The organism is Streptomyces sp. NPDC093795 (genome assembly GCF_044764665.1).
Taxonomy (GTDB): Bacteria; Actinomycetota; Actinomycetes; order Streptomycetales; family Streptomycetaceae; genus Streptomyces.
The window spans coordinates 177143-193831 of the sequence record NZ_JBIWIO010000001.1 but is presented as its reverse complement, the minus strand read 5'-3'; the positions used below and the strand labels follow the sequence as shown (position 1 = coordinate 193831).

14 protein-coding genes are annotated in these 16689 nt (G+C 71.9%); 13 read left to right on the top strand and 1 reads right to left on the bottom strand.

The window, feature by feature from the left end; translation table 11 throughout:
* The first annotated feature begins 57 nt into the window (after positions 1 to 57).
* From ACIRB7_RS00860 to rfbH, 13 genes are all read left to right on the top strand, one after another.
* Positions 58 to 1704 carry an MFS transporter gene (locus tag ACIRB7_RS00860; RefSeq protein WP_403590448.1) on the top strand — a complete coding sequence of 549 codons (1647 nt, stop codon included), beginning with the start codon at positions 58 to 60 and terminating at the stop codon, positions 1702 to 1704.
* Between the two features lies 1 nt (position 1705).
* Positions 1706 to 3478: an FAD-binding oxidoreductase gene (locus tag ACIRB7_RS00855; protein ID WP_403590445.1), complete on the top strand. Its 1773-nt coding sequence runs from the start codon at positions 1706 to 1708 to the stop codon at positions 3476 to 3478.
* Positions 3479 to 3495: 17 nt separating this feature from the next.
* A complete protein-coding gene (locus ACIRB7_RS00850) occupies positions 3496 to 4611 on the top strand; it encodes an acyl-CoA dehydrogenase family protein (RefSeq protein ID WP_403590442.1) in 1116 nt (371 codons plus the stop codon).
* 11 nt (positions 4612 to 4622) lie between these two features.
* Entirely contained in the window at positions 4623 to 5453 is an 831-nt protein-coding gene (locus tag ACIRB7_RS00845) for an SDR family oxidoreductase (RefSeq protein WP_403590439.1), read from the top strand.
* Positions 5450 to 6274: an SDR family oxidoreductase gene (locus ACIRB7_RS00840; protein ID WP_403590436.1), complete on the top strand. Its 825-nt coding sequence runs from the start codon at positions 5450 to 5452 to the stop codon at positions 6272 to 6274. Before ACIRB7_RS00845 ends, ACIRB7_RS00840 begins: the two co-directional genes overlap by 4 nt.
* A gap of 28 nt (positions 6275 to 6302) precedes the next feature.
* Complete coding sequence (locus ACIRB7_RS00835; protein ID WP_351217188.1) at positions 6303 to 6791, top strand: flavin reductase family protein; 489 nt, start codon at positions 6303 to 6305, stop codon at positions 6789 to 6791.
* Between the two features lie 34 nt (positions 6792 to 6825).
* Complete coding sequence (locus ACIRB7_RS00830) at positions 6826 to 7656, top strand: SDR family oxidoreductase (protein ID WP_403590434.1); 831 nt, start codon at positions 6826 to 6828, stop codon at positions 7654 to 7656.
* A gap of 130 nt (positions 7657 to 7786) precedes the next feature.
* The gene (locus ACIRB7_RS00825) at positions 7787 to 9334 is read left to right on the top strand and encodes an FAD-dependent monooxygenase (RefSeq protein ID WP_403590431.1); all 1548 of its coding nucleotides are present in this window, start codon (positions 7787 to 7789) and stop codon (positions 9332 to 9334) included.
* A 79-nt stretch (positions 9335 to 9413) separates the two neighbouring features.
* Positions 9414 to 10508 (top strand): methyltransferase, encoded by a 1095-nt coding sequence (locus ACIRB7_RS00820; RefSeq protein ID WP_403590428.1) that lies wholly within the window; start codon positions 9414 to 9416, stop codon positions 10506 to 10508.
* 171 nt (positions 10509 to 10679) lie between these two features.
* Positions 10680 to 12068 carry an FAD-binding oxidoreductase gene (locus tag ACIRB7_RS00815; RefSeq protein WP_403590425.1) on the top strand — a complete coding sequence of 463 codons (1389 nt, stop codon included), beginning with the start codon at positions 10680 to 10682 and terminating at the stop codon, positions 12066 to 12068.
* 122 nt (positions 12069 to 12190) lie between these two features.
* The gene (locus ACIRB7_RS00810) at positions 12191 to 13399 is read left to right on the top strand and encodes an acyltransferase family protein (RefSeq protein ID WP_403590422.1); all 1209 of its coding nucleotides are present in this window, start codon (positions 12191 to 12193) and stop codon (positions 13397 to 13399) included.
* A gap of 22 nt (positions 13400 to 13421) precedes the next feature.
* Positions 13422 to 14477 (top strand): NAD-dependent epimerase/dehydratase family protein, encoded by a 1056-nt coding sequence (locus tag ACIRB7_RS00805; RefSeq protein WP_403590419.1) that lies wholly within the window; start codon positions 13422 to 13424, stop codon positions 14475 to 14477.
* Positions 14474 to 15778, top strand: a complete 1305-nt coding sequence (rfbH, locus tag ACIRB7_RS00800) for a lipopolysaccharide biosynthesis protein RfbH (RefSeq protein WP_403590416.1) — start codon at positions 14474 to 14476, stop codon at positions 15776 to 15778. Before ACIRB7_RS00805 ends, rfbH begins: the two co-directional genes overlap by 4 nt.
* A gap of 83 nt (positions 15779 to 15861) precedes the next feature.
* Here the strand turns inward: rfbH and ACIRB7_RS00795 are convergent, their stop codons facing one another.
* On the bottom strand, positions 15862 to 16572 hold the full coding sequence (locus ACIRB7_RS00795) for a response regulator transcription factor (protein ID WP_403590413.1): 711 nt from the start codon (positions 16570 to 16572) through the stop codon (positions 15862 to 15864).
* Positions 16573 to 16689 lie beyond the last annotated feature (117 nt).

The following is a 16689-nucleotide window of genomic DNA, read 5'->3' as shown; positions in this document are numbered from 1 at the left end:
AACTCGACTTGAGGTTCTACGGTTCCCTCGTCCCGTCACAACGCAAGGAGTAGTTCTGTGAGTACCGAGGTAGACGAGGTAGACGCGGGGTTACCGCCCCGGGCGACCCGTAGGGAGTGGCTGGGGCTCGCGGTCCTCGCCCTGCCCACCATCCTCATCGCCATGGACCTGACGGTCCTGCATCTGGCACTGCCCACCCTCACCGCCGACCTGCGGCCCGGCAACACCGAGTTGCTGTGGATCGTGGACGTCTACGGCTTCCTCATCGCCGGCTTCCTCATCCCCATGGGCGCGATCGGGGACAGGATCGGCCGCCGGCGGCTGCTGATGATCGGCGCGGTCGCCTTCGGTGTGGCCTCGGTACTCTCGGCGTTCGCCGCCAACCCGACGATGCTCATCGCCGCCCGCGCGCTGCTCGGCATCGCGGGCGCCACGCTGATGCCGTCCACCCTCTCCCTGATCCGGGTCATGTTCCAGGACCCGAAGCAGCAGGGCGCCGCCATCGGCGCGTGGACCGGCTTCTTCGGCCTCGGCACGGTGATCGGCCCGCTGGTCGGCGGGACCTTCCTGGAGCTCTTCTGGTGGGGCGCGGTCTTCCTCATCGGTGTTCCCGTGATGGTGCTGCTGCTCGTCCTCGGCCCGATCCTGCTGCCCGAGTACCGTGACCGCTCGGTCGCGCGTCCGGACCTCCTCAGCGCCGTCCTGTCCGTCGTCGGCATGCTCGCCCTGATCTACGGCGTCAAGCGGATCGCCGAGGACGGCCTCGGCCTGGAGTCGGGCGTCCCGATCGTGGCCGGACTGGTCCTCGCCGCGCTGTTCGTGCACCGCCAGGGCCGCCTGACGCAGCCCCTGGTGGACCTCAAGCTGTTCCGCGACAGCCTGTTCGGTACGGCCCTGGGCATGCTGGTGCTCGCCACCCTGCTCTCCGCCGGGCTGCAGTTCCTCGTCATGCAGTACCTCCAGCTCGTACGGGGTCTCGAGCCGGTCCAGGCCGGGCTCTGGTCGCTGCCGATCACCCTCGGCGTGATGGTCGGCGCCATGGGCGGACCGGCGCTCGCCGGGCGCGTCAAGCTCAGCAATCTGCTCGCCGGCGGCCTGGTCGTCTCCGCCCTCGGCATGCTGATGCTGAGCCGAGTCAGTGGCCCCTCCGACCTGTTCCTCGCGGTGGGCGGGACGGCCGTCATCGGTCTCGGGCTCGGCCCGATGATCTCGCTCGGCACCGGCCTCATCGTCGGAGCGGCCCCGCCCGAGCGGGCCGGTGCCGCGTCCGCGCTGGCCTCGGTCGGCCCCGAACTCGGCAGTGCGCTGGGCGTGGCCCTGATCGGCAGCGTCGGCTTCGCCGTGTACCGGTCCGACCTGGCCGACCGGCTCCCCGAGGGGCTGTCCGCACAGGACGCCGACGCGGCGAAGGACACGCTCGGCGCCGCGGTGGACACCGCCCGCGGGCTCCCCACCGAGCTCGCCGACCGCCTCCTCGCGGTGGCCCGGGACTCCTTCGTACAGGGCATGCAGACGACCGCGATCGTCGGCGCGGTGCTCGCCGTGCTCCTCGCCGCGGGGGCCGCGGTCCTGCTGCGCAACGCCCGGATGCCCGGCCCGCCCCCGGCCGCCGATGCGGACGGGACGGACCAGCCGGACCAGCCGGACCAGACGGGGAAGCCCGCGCAGAAGCCTCTGGAGAAGCTGGAGAAGGTGGAGAGCTGACATGCCGGACACGGACTCCGTGGCCGGCCCGGCCCAGACCCCCGTCGGGGTCTGGGCCGGTTTCGTCTGCCACGACGACCAGAGCGACCCGTACGTCATCTCCTTCGCGCCGGACGGGACGATCGCGCTGCGTACGGGGGTCACCGTGGGCACCGGGACCTGGGCCGCCGGGCGGGACCAGGGGCACTTCTCGTACGACCTCGTCGAGACCTACACCCCGGCGAGCGGCCACGCCGGGCAGGTGGAGGCCCATGTCGAGGCCCGCTTCGAGCAGTCGGCGCACACCGGGACCGGCACCGCCCGGATCCGTACCCCCGACGGCGTGCTCGTGCACGCGACCACGGCCGAGTTCGCCGGTGAGCGAATCGCCGACGAACCGGCCGTCTGGCACGGCGTCGTGAGCCTCGGCGCGGCGATCCGCGGCCGGGCGCTCCACCCCGGGGACCACGGCTTCGAGGAGGCCAGCTCCGGCTGGCTGCTCACCGTCGGGCACCGCCCGGCCGCGGTGGTGGTCGCCGCCGACGCCGACGACGTGGCCGCCGCCGTCCGGTTCGCCGCCACGGCGAACCTGCCGGTCGCGGTGGAGTCGACCGGGCACGGCAGGTCCGTACCCGCCGACGGCGCCGTGTTCGTCGCGACCGGCGGACTGCGCGAGCTCTCGGTCGACGCCCGGGCCGGGACCGCCCGGATCGGGGCGGGGCTGCGCTGGGGCGAGGTGGCCGCCGCCGCCGCGGAGCACGGCCTCGCGCCACTCTGCGGCTCCTCGGCCGAGGTCGGCGTGATGGGCTTCCTGACCGGCGGCGGACTGCCGCTGACCTGCCGTACGCACGGCTTCGCCGCCGACCACGTGCGCTCCATGGACCTGGTCACGGCCGACGGCCGCATCCGCACCGTGTCACCGACCCAGGACCCCGACCTGTTCTGGGCGGTACGGGGCGGCCGGAGCAACTTCGGCGTGGTGACCGCCGCCGAGATCGACCTGGTGCCGCTGCGGAGCGTCTTCGCGGGCGAACTCTTCTACCCGGGTGAGGACCCCGCGCACGCGGCGCACGTGATGCGGTCCTACCTGACCTGGGCCAAGGACCAGCCGGACGAGATGTCGTCCTCGGTGTCGCTGCTGCGGTTCAGGAACGCGCCGCAGGTGCCCGAGCCGTACCGCGGCCGGTCGTTCGTCCTCGTCCACATCGTCCACGCCGGCGACGAGGAGCGGGGCGCCCGGCTGGTGGAACCACTGCGCGCGCTCGGCCCCGAGACGGACACCTGCGCCACCCGGCCGTACGCGCGGCTCACCGAGATCCACCACGACCCGAAGCACCCGGTCAGCATGCACTTCCGCAGCGCGCTGCTGTCCGAGCTCGACGACACGGCGGTCGCAACGCTGGTCTCGTTCATCGACCCGGCGACGCCCGAAGGGCCCTTCCAGGGGCTCGAACTGCGCCACCTGGGCGGGGCGGTGAGCCGGCCGCCCCGGCGCCCGCACGCGGCGGGCGCCAGGGACGCGGCCTTCCACCTGTGGATGCGGATGCCGGCCCCCGCCGAGGAGGCGGACACGGTACGCCGGGCCGCGGACGAGGTCCTCGCGCGGCTGAGGCCGTGGGACACCGGCGCCCTGCTGCCCGGCTTCCTGTTCGACCACGACGCCGACCCCGAGCGGGTCCGGCGGGCCTACGCCGAGCCGGACCACCGGCGGCTGACCGAGCTGAAGGCCACGTACGACCCGCACAACCTGTTCCGCATCAACCACAACATCCCGCCCGTCCTCGACGGCGCGTGAAAAGGGGAACAACCGGAATGTCACTTTCACCGGAGATAGAGGCGACGACGGCCGAGGTCGCCAAGCTGGCCGGGGCGCAGGCCGCGCAGGCCGACGCCGAGCGCCGGGTGAGCCCGGACGTCATACGGGCCGTGGTGGACGCCGGGTTCGCCCGGTGGCTGGTGCCGGCCCGCTGGGGCGGCGACGAGCGCGGCTACACCGAGCTGACCGCCGCGGTGGCGAAGGTCGGCGAGGAGTGCTCCTCGACGGCGTGGCTCGCCTGCCTCGCCGCGCACGCCGCCCGGTACGTGGCCTGTCTGCCCGAGCAGGGCCAGGCCGACATCTGGGGCGACGGCCCCGACACACTCGTCGCCGCCGTCATCAAGCCGCAGGGCACGGCCGTCGAGACGGAGGGCGGGTACCGGCTCACCGGCTCCTGGAGCTACGTCAGCGGTGTCGAGCACGCGGACTGGGCGCTCCTGACCGGCCCCGCGCCCGGCCCGAAGTCCGGCGGACAGCCGATGCGGCTCTTCGCGGTACCGCGCGGCGACTACACCTTCGAGGACACGTGGTCCTCCCTCGGCATGCGCGGCACCGGCAGCCACACGCTCGTCCTGGACGACGTGTTCGTGCCCGAGCACCGCGTCTGCCTGCGCGAGGACGCGATGCGCGGCGCGACGGTGGGCCTCCCGGGCCGCGCCCCGCTGCCGAACCCCGCCGTGAGCGGGCTGACGTTCGTCACCCCCGTACTCGGCGCCGCGCGAGGCGCGCTCGCCGTCGCGGCGCAGCTCGTGGCGGTCGCCCCGACCGGTCCCCGCGCCGGCGCGGGCCAGGCCTACCAGGTGGACTTCGCCCGGGCCGCCGGAGAGATCGACGCGGCCCAGCTGCTCATCGAGCGGGCCGCCGCCGTCGTGGACGGCGGCGCCCTGTCGCCGGCGCTCGCGCGCCGCAACCGCAGGGACCTCGCGCTCGCGCTGCAGATGCTCGCCGACGCGACCGACCGGCTGCTGAGGATCGGCGGCACCAGGGCCCAGGAGGACGGGCACCCGCTCCAGCGGTTCTGGCGGGACGTGCGCTCGGTCGCGAGCCACGCGGTCATGCAGTTCGAACCCGCGGGCGCCGACTACACCCAGGGCCTCGCCGGACCGGCCTGAAGGAGACCACGATGATCCTGATCACCGGAGCAACCGGGCACGTCGGCAGGCCGCTCGTGGACGAGCTGCTCGCGGCCGGCCACAAGGTACGGGCCCTCAGCCGCGACCCCGCCACGGCCGGGCTGCCCGCCGGGGTGGAGGTGGCCGCGACCGCCGAACTGCCTCTGGACGGCGTCGACTCCGTCTTCTTCGTCATGGCCGCGTTCCCGGGCGGCTCCGCGGAGCCGATCGCCCGGATGAAGGCGGCGGGAGTCCGCCGTATCGTCGCCCTCTCGTCGTACTCGGTCCTGGACGACGACCCCAAGAACATGATCGCCGTGAAACACCGGGAGCTGGAGCGCCAGATCCGGGAGACCGGCGCGGAGTGGACGTTCCTGCGGCCCGCCGGAGGGCTCGCCGCGACCGCCCTGGAGTGGGCCGGGCAGATCAGGGCCGAGGGCGTCGCCCGCTTCCCCTTCGGGGACGCGTGGACCGCGCCGGTCCATGAGCGCGACATCGCGGCGGTCGCCGCCCGCGCCCTGCTGACCGACGAACTGGTCGGCCAGGCACCGCTGTTCAGCGGGCCGGAGACGCTCAGCTACGCCGACCGGGCACGGATCATCGGCGAGGTCACCGGCGAGCCGGTCCGCTTCGCGGAGCTCGGCCACGACGAGGCACGGCAGGAGTGGCTCGCGGCCGGTATCCCCCCGCACGCCGTGGAGGCACGGCTGCGGATGTTCACCACGATGGTCGGCCGCCCGCACGCGATCTCACCGGTCGACCCGTACCTGGGCAGGCGCGGGCTGAGCTTCGCCCAGTGGGTCGCCGACCACACCGACAAGTTCCGGAAGGGAACGTCATGATTCTGGTAGCCGGAGCCACGGGCAACGTGGGCGGCGAGCTGCTGCGGCAGCTCCGTACCGAGGGGGTGCCCGTCCGGGCGCTCTCCCGCAACCCGGGGCGGGCCGCGCTCCCGGCCGATGTCGACGTCGTCGCGGGGGACTTCGCCGACCCGGAGTCGCTGGCCAAGGCGTTCTCGGGGGTGGAGGCCCTGTTCCTCATGATGTCGGGGAACGAGACCGCGGTGGTCGAGGAGGCGGCCCGCGCCGGGATACGGCGGATCGTGCTGCTCTCCAGCGTGGCCGTGGAGACCCGCCCGGAGTCCCTGATCGGCCGGGTCCACCGGGACGCCGAGCGGGCCATCGAGGCGTCCGGCCTCGAAGGGACGTTCCTGCGGCCCGGCCAGTTCGCGTCCAACACCCGCGCCTGGGCCTCCCAGATCGCGCAGGGCGATGTCGTCCGTACGCCGTTCGCGAGGGTCGGCCTGCCCGCCATCCACCCCGGTGACATCGCGGCGGTGGCCCGGACCGCGCTCACCGAGGACGGGCACGCCGGGGCGGTCTACTCGCTCAGCGGCCCCCGGCCCGTCACGCCCGTCGAGCAGGTGGCGGCGATCGGCGAGGCGATCGGCCGGAAGCTGCGGCACGAGGAGATCACCGCGGAGCGGGCCGGCGAGGAGATGTCCGCGTTCATGCCGGCCGAGATCGTGACCGCCACGCTCGACTTCCTCGGCAACCCGACCGTGACGGAGACCCAGGCCCTGCCCACGGTCGAGAAGGTCACGGGGAAGCCGGCGAGGACGTTCGCCCAGTGGGCGCGCGACAACGCCGACGGGTTCCGCTGAGGCCCAGGAGAGAGCAGGGGGCGCGACAGTGTTGACCCAGCGCAGTTTCCGCGACGTACTGGGATGTTTCGGCACCGGAGTGGTGCTGGTGACCGCGGAGTCGGACCGCGGACCGGTCGGTATGGCGGTGAACTCCTTCACCTCCGTGTCGCTCGATCCGCCTCTGATCGCGTTCTGCGCCGCGCTGACCTCGACGACCTGGCCGGCGGTCCGGGCGACGGGCGGCTTCGCCATCACGATCCTCAGCGACACGCAGGAAGAGGTCTGCCGGACCTTCGCGGCTCGCGGGGCGGACCGCTTCGCCGTGGGGGAGTGGGCCAGGAGCGCCGCGGGACACCCGGTGGCGGCGGACGGACTCGGCTGGCTGGACTGCCGGATCAGGTCGGTCCAGGTCGCGGGGGACCACGAACTGGTGATCGCCGAGGCGGTCGACTGGACCGTCGGCGCCGACGCGCGGCCGTTGATCTTCCACTCCGGCCGCTACGCCAGCCTGACGGAGCGATCACGTGCGGAATGACGTCGTCGAAGACCTTGGAGGGTCTGTGTTTCTGGTGACCGGAGCGACCGGGAACGTCGGTCGTCATGTAGTCGGGCAGCTGCTCGCCGCGGGTGCGGCCGTACGCGCCCTGACCCGCGACCCCGCGGCGGCCCGCCTGCCCGCGGAGGCCGAGGTGGTGGGCGGCGACCTCACCCGGCCGGAGACGGTGGAACCCGCCCTGAAGGACGTCTCCGCGCTGTTCCTGTTCCCCTCGCCGGGCACGGCGGGCCCGGTCCTGCGGGCCGCGAAGGAGCGCGGGGTGCGCCGGGTCGTCCTGCTCTCGTCGTCGGCCGTCGAGTACAGCACCGAAGGCGCCGACAACGCGATCGTGGCGTACCACAAGGAGATCGAGCGCGAGGTCGAGCAGTCGGGCCTCGACTGGACCTTCGTCCGCCCCGGCGCGTTCGCCGTCAACTCGCTCCAGTGGGCGCCGCAGATCCGCGCGGACGGCGTGGTGCGCGGGCCGTACGCCGAGGCCGAGATGGCGCCCATCCACGAGCGGGACATCGCGGACGTCGCCGCCCGGGTGCTCCTGACGGACGGTCACGCGGGCGCGAAGTACGTGCTGACCGGACCGGAGTCCCTCACCCAGGCCGAGCAGGCCCGGCGGATCGGCGCGGCCGTCGGACGCCCGGTGCGGTACGAGGAGCTGGCGCCCGAGGTCGCACGCGAGCAGATGATCCGCGATCAGGTCCCGGCCGAGTTCGCGGACATGCTCCTCGACTTCCAGGCGGGGCTCGTCGGCGTGCCGGCGGACGTCACGGCGACGGTCGAGGAGGTCACGGGCCACCCGGCACGGACGCTCGACGAGTGGGCCGCCGACCACGCGGCCGACTTCCGGTAGGAACGCGCCCGACTTCCGTTAGGGACGCGGCCCGTACGGGGCGCCGGCTGGGCCCGGCATCGGCCCGTACGCAACCACACAAACGAACCGTCCGTACGCAGTTCTGTGGCGGAACAAGAGAGGTGTCCTCATGGCAGATGTGATCATCGCGGGCGGTGGCCCGACCGGGCTGATGCTCGCCTGCGAGCTGCGGCTCGCGGGCGTGGACGTGCTGGTGCTCGAGAAGCTCGCGGCGCGCACCGGCGAGTCACGCGCCGGCGGCCTCCACGCCCGCAGCGTGGAACTCCTGGACCAGCGCGGGCTCGCCGACCGCTTCCTCGCGGAGGGCAGCGCGCTGCCGCTCGCGCACTTCGCCTTCATGCACCTGGACATCGACGACTTCCCGACCAGGCACCCGTACGCGATCGCCATCCACCAGTCCCGGATCGAGCAGCTCCTCGAGGACCGCGCGATCGAGCTGGGGGTACGGCTCCGCCGGCCCGCCGAGGTGACCGGTCTGCGCCAGGACGAGACCGGCGTGGAGGTGGAGATCACCGGGGAGCAGGGCACCGAGCTGCTGCGCGCCGACTACCTGGTGGGCTGTGACGGCGGTCGCAGCACCGTGCGCAAGCTGACCGGCATCGCCTTCCCCGGCACCGAGGCCACGCTGACCGCGCTGCTGGGCGACGTCGAACTCACCGAGCCCCCCGCCGAGGTCGTCTTCGGCCCCGAGGGCCGTCGGGAGAACGGGTTCTTCATGAACTTCCACTCCGAGTACCCCGGCATGTACCGGATCATCACCGTGGAGTTCGGCAAGGTCACCGACCGGGACGACCCGGTGACCGTGGAGACGCTCAGCGAGGCCTGCGCCAAGATCGCCGGCACCGACTTCGGCATGCACAGCGCCCGCCGGCTCGACCGGTTCAGCGACGCCTGCCGGCTGGTCGACAGGTTCCGCGACCGGCGGGTCCTGCTCGCCGGGGACGCGGCGCACGTCCACTTCCCCTCCAGCGGACAGGGGCTGAACCTGGGGCTCCAGGACGCCGTCAACCTGGGCTGGAAGCTCGCCGCGGTCGTCCGCGGGCAGGCCCCCGACGAGCTGCTCGACAGCTACCACGCCGAGCGGCACACGGCCACCACGCGCATGCTCGACAACATCCGGGCGCAGACCGCCCTCTGGCCCGCGGGCCCCCACGCCGACGCGCTCCGCGGGGTGTTCGCCGACCTCGTCGAGTCCGAGGACGGCAACCGGTACCTGGGCGGTGTCATCAGCCAGCTCGACACGTACTACCCGGTGGACGGCGGGCACCCCGCCCTCGGCCGCCGGATGACCGACCTCGACATCAAGTCTCCCTCCGGGCAGATACGGATCTACGAGCTGCTGCACGCCGCACGGCCGGTGCTCCTCGACTTCACCGGCCGGACCCACCTGCGTACGGTCCTCGACGGCTGGACGGACCGGGTGGACCTCGTCGAGGCGGAGCCCCAGGGCGATCACTGGCCGTTCCCGGTGATCGGTGACGTACCGGCGCCCGCGGCCGTACTGATCCGCCCCGACGGGCATGTCGCCTGGGTCGCGGCCACCGTCGCGGACGCCGCCGGCACGGCCACGCCGGAGAGCGACACCGCGGGTCTCGTCCCCGCGCTCACCCGGTGGTTCGGCCCGGCCCTGGCCCACCGGGAACTGGACGCGGCCTGAAAGCCGCGTATTCGAAGAACACCATTCCCGGTATCAGACGGTCGATATCACCCCATGTGAATTGGAGAAGCACGTGTCCGTGGACGAACCGACAACCGAAGTGGCGCGGAAGCCGGAAGACGGAGATTTCGGCGGCTCCACCGCCATCGCCGACACCTCCTCCGGTTATGCCGCGCTGCAGCGGCTCGGAGACCTCGTGACCCCCATGGCGCTCAGGGTGGCCGCGAGCCTGCGGCTCGTCGACCACCTGCGGAACGGTGTGCACGACGTCGCGGGGCTCGCGAAGGCGACCGGCTCCCACCAGGACACCCTGCGGCGGCTGCTCCGGCACCTGGTCGCCGTCGACGTCCTGACGGAGTCGGGCCCCGACCACTACGAGCCGACCGCCATCGGCGAGCTGCTCGCCCACGACCACCCCGCCTCCCAGGTCGGATGGCTGGACCCGAGCCACATGGTGGGGCGGGCGGACCTCGCGCTCGTGCACCTCTTCGAAGCGGTCCGCGACGGCGGCGCCGTCCACCGGCGGATGTACGGGAAGGACTTCTGGGACGAGGTCTCGGACGACGCCTCCCTCGGCGCCACCTTCTACGACCTGATGGCGCAGGGCCAGCGGAGTGTCTTCGCCCAGGTGGTGGCGGAGCACGACTGGACCGGGGTGCGGCACCTCCTCGACGTGGGCGGCGCCGACGGCGACCTGCTCGCCACCCTGCTGGCCGAGGAGCCCGGTATCCGCGCCTCCCTCGTCGAACTCCCCGGCCCGGCGGCCCGGGCACGCGGGAAGTTCGAGGAGGCCGGGCTCGCCGACAGGGTCGACGTGTTCGACGGCAGCTTCTTCGACCCGCTGCCGGTGAAGGCGGACCGGATCGCGCTGTCGTTCGTCCTGCACAACTGGTCGGACGACGAGGCCGTACGGATCCTCCGCCGCTGCGCGGACGCGCTGGAACCCGGCGGTTCCGTGCTGCTCGTCGAGTGCGCCGACCAGTCGCCGTCCGCGCCGGACCCGGGCTTCACGAGCGCCGATCTCCGCATGCTCGTCTACTTCGGCGGGCGCGAGCGCACCCACGGCCAGTGGCAGGAACTCGCGACGGCCGCGGGCATGAGCATCGACTCGGTATCGCCTGCCCTCGCCTACGGCGCACGCGTGCTCACCCTCGTGAAATCCACCGCCCGTTAATTCGACGTAAAACTCGATGTCTGGCCGAATATGAGCGGTAGTCCACTCTCAGGTTTGACATGAAAAATCACCGGGTGACAGGGTGTCGACTCTGCTAACCGTGCTAAATCGGGCGGCATATTGAGTCGCGTATTGAGCAGCAAATCGAGTCGCATATTAAGGAGTCACTCTGTGACATCACCTCACGGACGCGCCGCCCTGTCGATCGGGGAGCTCACCGATGAGCGGTACGGTCAGGTCATCGGCCCCGACCACGCCGAGTACGAGACGGCACGCTCCGTGTACGCGGGCGACGTCGACCGCAGGCCCGCCGTCATCCTGCGCCCCGGGAACGCCGCGCAGGTCGCGAGCGTCGTCGCGCTGGCGCGGGAGACCGGGCTCGAACTGGCCGTCCGCGGCGGTGGACACAGTGGCGCCGGGCACGGTGTCTGCGAGGGCGGCATCGTCCTGGACCTGTCCCGTATGCGCGCCCTTGAGATCGACGTCGAGGCCCGTACGGCCTGGGCCGAGGCCGGGGTCTCCGCCGGCGAGTACACCGAGGCCGCCGCCGAGCACGGGCTCGCGACCGGCTTCGGCGACAACAGCCTCGTCGGGGTCGCCGGCATCACCCTGGGCGGCGGCATCGGCTTCCTGTCCCGCAAGCACGGCATGACCATCGACGACCTGCTGGCCGCCGAGATCGTCACGGCCGACGGCGAACTGCTGTCGGTGGACGAGCACCACCACCCCGACCTGTTCTGGGCGCTCCGCGGCGGCGGCGGCAACTTCGGCGTGGCGACCCGCCTCAAGCTCCGGTTGCACGAACTCGACGGCGTGTACGGCGGGATCATGGTCACCCCTGTGACCCCCGAGATCCTTGAGGCCTTCGTCGCCGAGGCCGAGGCCGCCCCAGAGGAGCTCACCACGATCGTGAACGTGTGGACGGCGCCGCCGTTCCCGTTCGTGCCCGAGGAGTACCACGGCAAGCCGATCATCCTGGCGGTGCTGTGTTACGCCGGTCCCGCCGAGGCGGGCGAGAAGGTCATCGACCGGTTCCGGGCGATCGTCCCTCCGCTGGCCGACATGGTGCGGGCCATCCCCTACCCCGGGATGTTCGGCCCGGCGGACCCCTCGCAGCGGCCCATCTCCGCGGCCCGCAACCTGTTCATCGACCGGGTCGACCGCGCGACCGCCGAGACCATCGTGGAGCGCGTCAGCGGGTCGAGCGCCCTGGTCGCCGGGGCGCAGCTGCGGGTGCTCGGCGGGGCCATCGCACGGGTCCCGTCCGACGCCACGGCCTTCGCGCACCGGCAGAGCAAGATCATGGCCCACCTGACGGCCGTCTACGCGGACCTGGCCGACGCCGGCCTGCACGAGGCCTGGGTCGAGGAGTTCATGACCGCCGTCCGGCAGTCCGACTCCGGTTCGTACGCCAACTTCGTGGTGAACGCCGGGCCGGAGGACGTCCGGGAGGCGCTCTACCCCGGGGCCACCGGCGAACGGCTGGCCCAGATCAAGGCGAAGTACGACCCCGCCAACCTGTTCCGCTCCAACCACAACATCCTGCCCGCGACGCCGTGAGACCAGCTCGCAGGTGACGCCCGGGGCGAAGCTCCGGACCGTTCGGAAGGGGACGCCGTTCTCGGCGTCCCCTTTCTGCTGTGCTCCGCCGCGCGGGACCCCACTTCCATGGAGGACAGTTCATGACACAGGAACCGACGATGACCTCCCCGGGCAGAGCGGGGGACGTACGCAGACGGGCGGTGGCCCCCCGGAAGGGGGCGCCGCCCGCTCCCGTCGGTCGTGCCAGGCTCGACTCGCTGACCGGGCTGCGCTTCTTCGCGGCGCTCGCGGTGTTCGTGACCCACTCCTCCTTCCTCCTCATCGGCTCCTCCAGCCTGATCTTCCCCACGTTCGCCGACCCGGGGGCCAACGCCGCCTTCATGTCAGCGGCCGGCCAGCTGGGCAGCGCCGGCGTGGGCTTCTTCTTCATCCTCAGCGGCTTCGTCCTCACCTGGTCCGCCCGGTCCACCGACCGCACCGGCAGCTTCTACCGCCGCCGTTTCGTCAAGATCGTGCCGCTGTACTACGTGACCGGTGCCGCGGCGGCGCTGCTGCTGTGGGACCTGGGCATCCGATGGCAGGACCTGCTCGCCTACGCGAGTTTCACGCAGGTGTGGATACCGAACCCCGAGGTCAACTTCAGCGTTCTCACACCTGGCTGGTCCCTCGCCGTGGAAGCCGTGTTCTACCTGGTCTTCCCCCTCGTCATCGGCAGGTTCCGCGGCCTCGGCCGACGCGCGGCCTGGACGGGACTCGCGCTCTGCGTGGCCGCCGCCTTCCTCATCCCGGTCCTCGCGTACAACCTGCCCGCGGGGACCGGTGGGCTCGTGGGCGCCCCCGACGCGGCCGGCTTCCAGACGTGGTTCGCCTATGTCTTCCCGCTCGGCCGCCTCTGCGACTTCTTCGCCGGGATGTTCGCCGCGCTCCTGGTGACCTCCGGCCGCTTCCCCCGGGTGAGCCTGCCGTGGGTGCTCGTCTCGTTCGTGCCCTGCTACTACTGGGCGACCCAGAGCCCGTGGCTGTTCGGCCAGCGGGCGCCCCTGCTGATCTCCTGCGTGCTGCTCATCGTCGCCGCCGCGCAGCGGGACATCGCGGGACGGACGTCGTTCCTGTCGTCGAGCACGATGGTGCTGCTCGGCAACGTGTCGTTCGCCTTCTACCTCTGCCATCACCTCGTGCTCTACACCCTCAACGTCGAGGTGATGCACGGCCCGTTCGACTCCGTGACCATGGTGATCGCCTACATCGCGACGGCCCTGCTCGTCTCCCTCGCCGTGGCCTGGCTGCTGCACCGGTACGTGGAGATGCCGATCGTCCGGCGCTTCAGCACGGCCAAGGGGAACCGATGACGGCCCGCGGGGAGGTCACGGCATGAGGCCCGACGCCCGTCCGGCGGCCGGACTCTCGGTCGTCGTCCTCGGCGGCACGGGATTCCTGGGCCGTCACCTCGTCGAGGGCTTCGCGGCCCTGGGCGCCCGCGTCCACCCGGTGTCCCGCACCGGGGGCGTATCCCGCGCCGACGGGTACGGTCCCGCCCAGAGCCGTACGGCCGTGCGCCTCGATCTGCTCGCGGCGGCGCCGGACGAGATCGCCGGGCTCCTCGACTCGACCGGCGCCGACGTCGTCGTCAACGCGGCCGGGCGGGCCTGGCGGGCGGACGAGGAGCAGATGGCCGCGGGCAACGCCGACCTGGTCGAGCGCCTCGTCACGGCGCTCGCCGGGCGGCCCGGCCCTCCGGTACGGCTCGTCCAGCTCGGCAGCGTCCACGAGTACGGCGCCGGGGCGCTGGGCGCGGCCACCGGCGAGGACCACCCGCCGGACCCGGTCACCCCGTACGGACGCACCAAGCTCCAGGGCACCCGGGCCGTCCTGCGCGGCGTGTCCGACCGGGGCGTCGACGGCGTGGTGCTCCGGCTCGCCAACGTCATCGGCGCCGGAGTGCCGGAGGGCAGCCTCTTCGGACGGGTCGCCGCCCACCTCGGGGAGGCCGCCCGCGCCGTCGAGCGCGGCGAGAAGCCCGCCGAGCTGCGGCTCCCGCCACTGCGCGCGGCCCGCGACCTGGTGGACGCCGGCGACACCGTGGCCGCGGTGCTCGCCGCGGCCACGGCACCGACGGCCGCCGTCACGGGCCGTGTGATCAACATCGGCCGCGGCGAGGCGGTACCGATGGGGGAGCTGATCCACCGGATGGTGACGCTCAGCGGTGTCGAGGTCCCGGTCGTCGAGGACGCCGAAGGACCGCCCTCGCGCACCGACGTCGCCTGGCAGCGGCTGGACATCGGGCGCGCCGAGCGGCTTCTCGGCTGGCGTCCCCGCCGGTCCCTCGACGACTCCCTGCGCGAGGTGCTCGCGCCCGTACTTCCGCCGGGGCACCCCCTGCCCGGCACCACGACCGACGCAGCTGACATGGAAGAGGAATCACCGTGAGCGACCGCAAGGAACAGGTACTCGAGGAAGTCCGCAAGTACCACCAGGAGGTCTCCCCGCAGCGGGAGTTCGTCCCCGGTACGACGGAGATCTGGCCGTCCGGCGCGGTCCTCGACGAGTCGGACCGTACGGCCCTGGTGGAGGCCGCGCTCGAGATGCGCATCGCCGCCGGGCGCAGCTCCCGCAAGTTCGAGTCGGGGTTCGCCCGGCGCATGAAGCGCCGCAAGGCCCACCTCACCAACTCCGGTTCGTCGGCGAACCTGCTCGCCGTGTCGGCGCTCACCTCGCACGTCCTGGAGGACCGGCGGCTGAGGCCGGGCGACGAGGTGATCACCGTCGCGGCGGGCTTCCCGACCACCGTCAACCCGATCCTGCAGAACGGTCTCGTCCCGGTCTTCGTGGACGTGGACCTCACCACCTGCAACGCGACGGCCGACCGGGTGGCGGCGGCGATCGGCCCGAAGACCCGGGCCATCATCATCGCGCACGCCCTGGGCAACCCGTTCCCCGTCACCGAGATCGCCCAACTCGCCGAGGAACACGACCTGTTCCTGATCGAGGACAACTGCGACGCCGTGGGTTCGCTGTACGACGGGCAGCTCACCGGCACCTTCGGTGACATGACCACCGTCAGCTTCTATCCGGCGCACCACCTCACCATGGGCGAGGGCGGCTGCGTCCTGACCTCGAACCTGGGCCTCGCCCGGATCGTGGAGTCGCTGCGGGACTGGGGCCGGGACTGCTGGTGCGAGCCCGGCGAGAACGACAAGTGCCTCAAGCGCTTCCAGTACCAGATGGGGACCCTGCCCGCCGGGTACGACCACAAGTACATCTTCAGCCACGTCGGCTACAACCTGAAGGCGACCGACATCCAGGCGGCCCTCGGGCTGACCCAACTGGCCAAGCTGGACGACTTCATCGACGCCAGGAAGCGCAACTGGCGGCGGCTGCGGGACGGTCTGGACGGCGTGCCCGGTCTGCTGCTCCCGGAGGCGACCCCCCGCTCCGACCCGAGCTGGTTCGGCTTCGTGCTCACGGTGGACCCGGAGGCGTCGTACACCCGCGCCGAGCTCGTGGCCTTCCTGGAGGACCGGAAGATCGGCACCCGCCGGCTGTTCGCGGGCAATCTGACCCGGCACCCGGCCTACATCGACCAGCCGCACCGGATCGTCGGCGAGCTGACGAACAGCGACATCATCACCGAGCACACCTTCTGGATCGGGGTCTATCCGGGGCTCACCGACGAGATGCTGGACTACGTCATCTCCTCGGTCAAGGAGTTCGTGGCCGCGCGCGGTTGAGCCGGCCGACCGAGGGCCGGCACGAGGAGAGGACGCCCCGGGACCCCGGGCTCCGCGTGCCGGCCCGGAAGTCGAAGGCGAAATCAGGCGAGTCCGAGACGGAAACCCACACCGCGCACCGTGGTGATCCACTGGCTACAGCCGAGTTTGCCGCGCAGGCTGCTGATGTGGGTATCGATGGTCCGGCCGGGTTTCGACCTGGGGTCGCTCCACACCTGGGCCATGATCTGCCTGCGCGAGAAGACGTTACCCGGCCGTGAGGCGAGCAGATAAAGCAAATCGAATTCCTTACGGGTGACCTCGATGCGACGGCCGTCCATAAGGATTTCCCGGGTGCGGTGATCGATGCGCAGAGAACCGACGGAGATGACGTCGTCGGGGACGGAGGGCTGTAGCCGGACCCTGCGCATCACCGCTTCTATCCGGGCGATCAATTCGGCCAGACCGCACGGCTTGACGACATAGTCGTCGGCCCCCGCGCGCAGGCTGAGAACCCGGTCGAGCTCCGTGTCGCGGGCGGTGACGACGATGATCGCGACATCGCAGACGGCCCGGATGCTGCGGCACAGTTCCACGCCGTCCCGGTCCGGAAGGTCCAGGTCGACGAGGAGCAGGTCGGCTTTCCTGCAGTGTCGGAGCGCCTCGGCGCCGGTCCGGACGTGCTCCGTCCTGAACCCGTGCCGGCGCAGTTCCGGAACGAGCAGGTCGGCGTCCTGGGTGCTGCTGTCCGCGGCGAGTACGCGAAGGGCCTCGCGGTCCGTCCGCTCCGTCGGTCGCGTGGGCGCGTATGTCATACCGGGACAGCCTCCACTTTCATCCGGATAAACGGAGTTCGAGCACGTCCGAAGAGTGAAGGAGATTGATCTATCGGTATCTCTTCTTCATTCATGAAAAGCAGTCTACACGCGTCG

Bases quoted from the DNA above. Each gene is read 5' to 3' on its own strand.
- ACIRB7_RS00855 (WP_403590445.1), top strand. From the start codon at position 1,706: ATGCCGGACACGGACTCCGTGGCCGGCCCGGCCCAGACCCCCGTCGGG.
- ACIRB7_RS00850 (WP_403590442.1), top strand. From the start codon at position 3,496: ATGTCACTTTCACCGGAGATAGAGGCGACGACGGCCGAGGTCGCCAAG.
- ACIRB7_RS00845 (WP_403590439.1), top strand. From the start codon at position 4,623: ATGATCCTGATCACCGGAGCAACCGGGCACGTCGGCAGGCCGCTCGTG.
- ACIRB7_RS00840 (WP_403590436.1), top strand. From the start codon at position 5,450: ATGATTCTGGTAGCCGGAGCCACGGGCAACGTGGGCGGCGAGCTGCTG.
- ACIRB7_RS00825 (WP_403590431.1), top strand. From the start codon at position 7,787: ATGGCAGATGTGATCATCGCGGGCGGTGGCCCGACCGGGCTGATGCTC.
- ACIRB7_RS00810 (WP_403590422.1), top strand. From the start codon at position 12,191: ATGACACAGGAACCGACGATGACCTCCCCGGGCAGAGCGGGGGACGTA.
- ACIRB7_RS00805 (WP_403590419.1), top strand. From the start codon at position 13,422: ATGAGGCCCGACGCCCGTCCGGCGGCCGGACTCTCGGTCGTCGTCCTC.
- ACIRB7_RS00795 (WP_403590413.1), bottom strand. From the start codon at position 16,572: ATGACATACGCGCCCACGCGACCGACGGAGCGGACGGACCGCGAGGCC.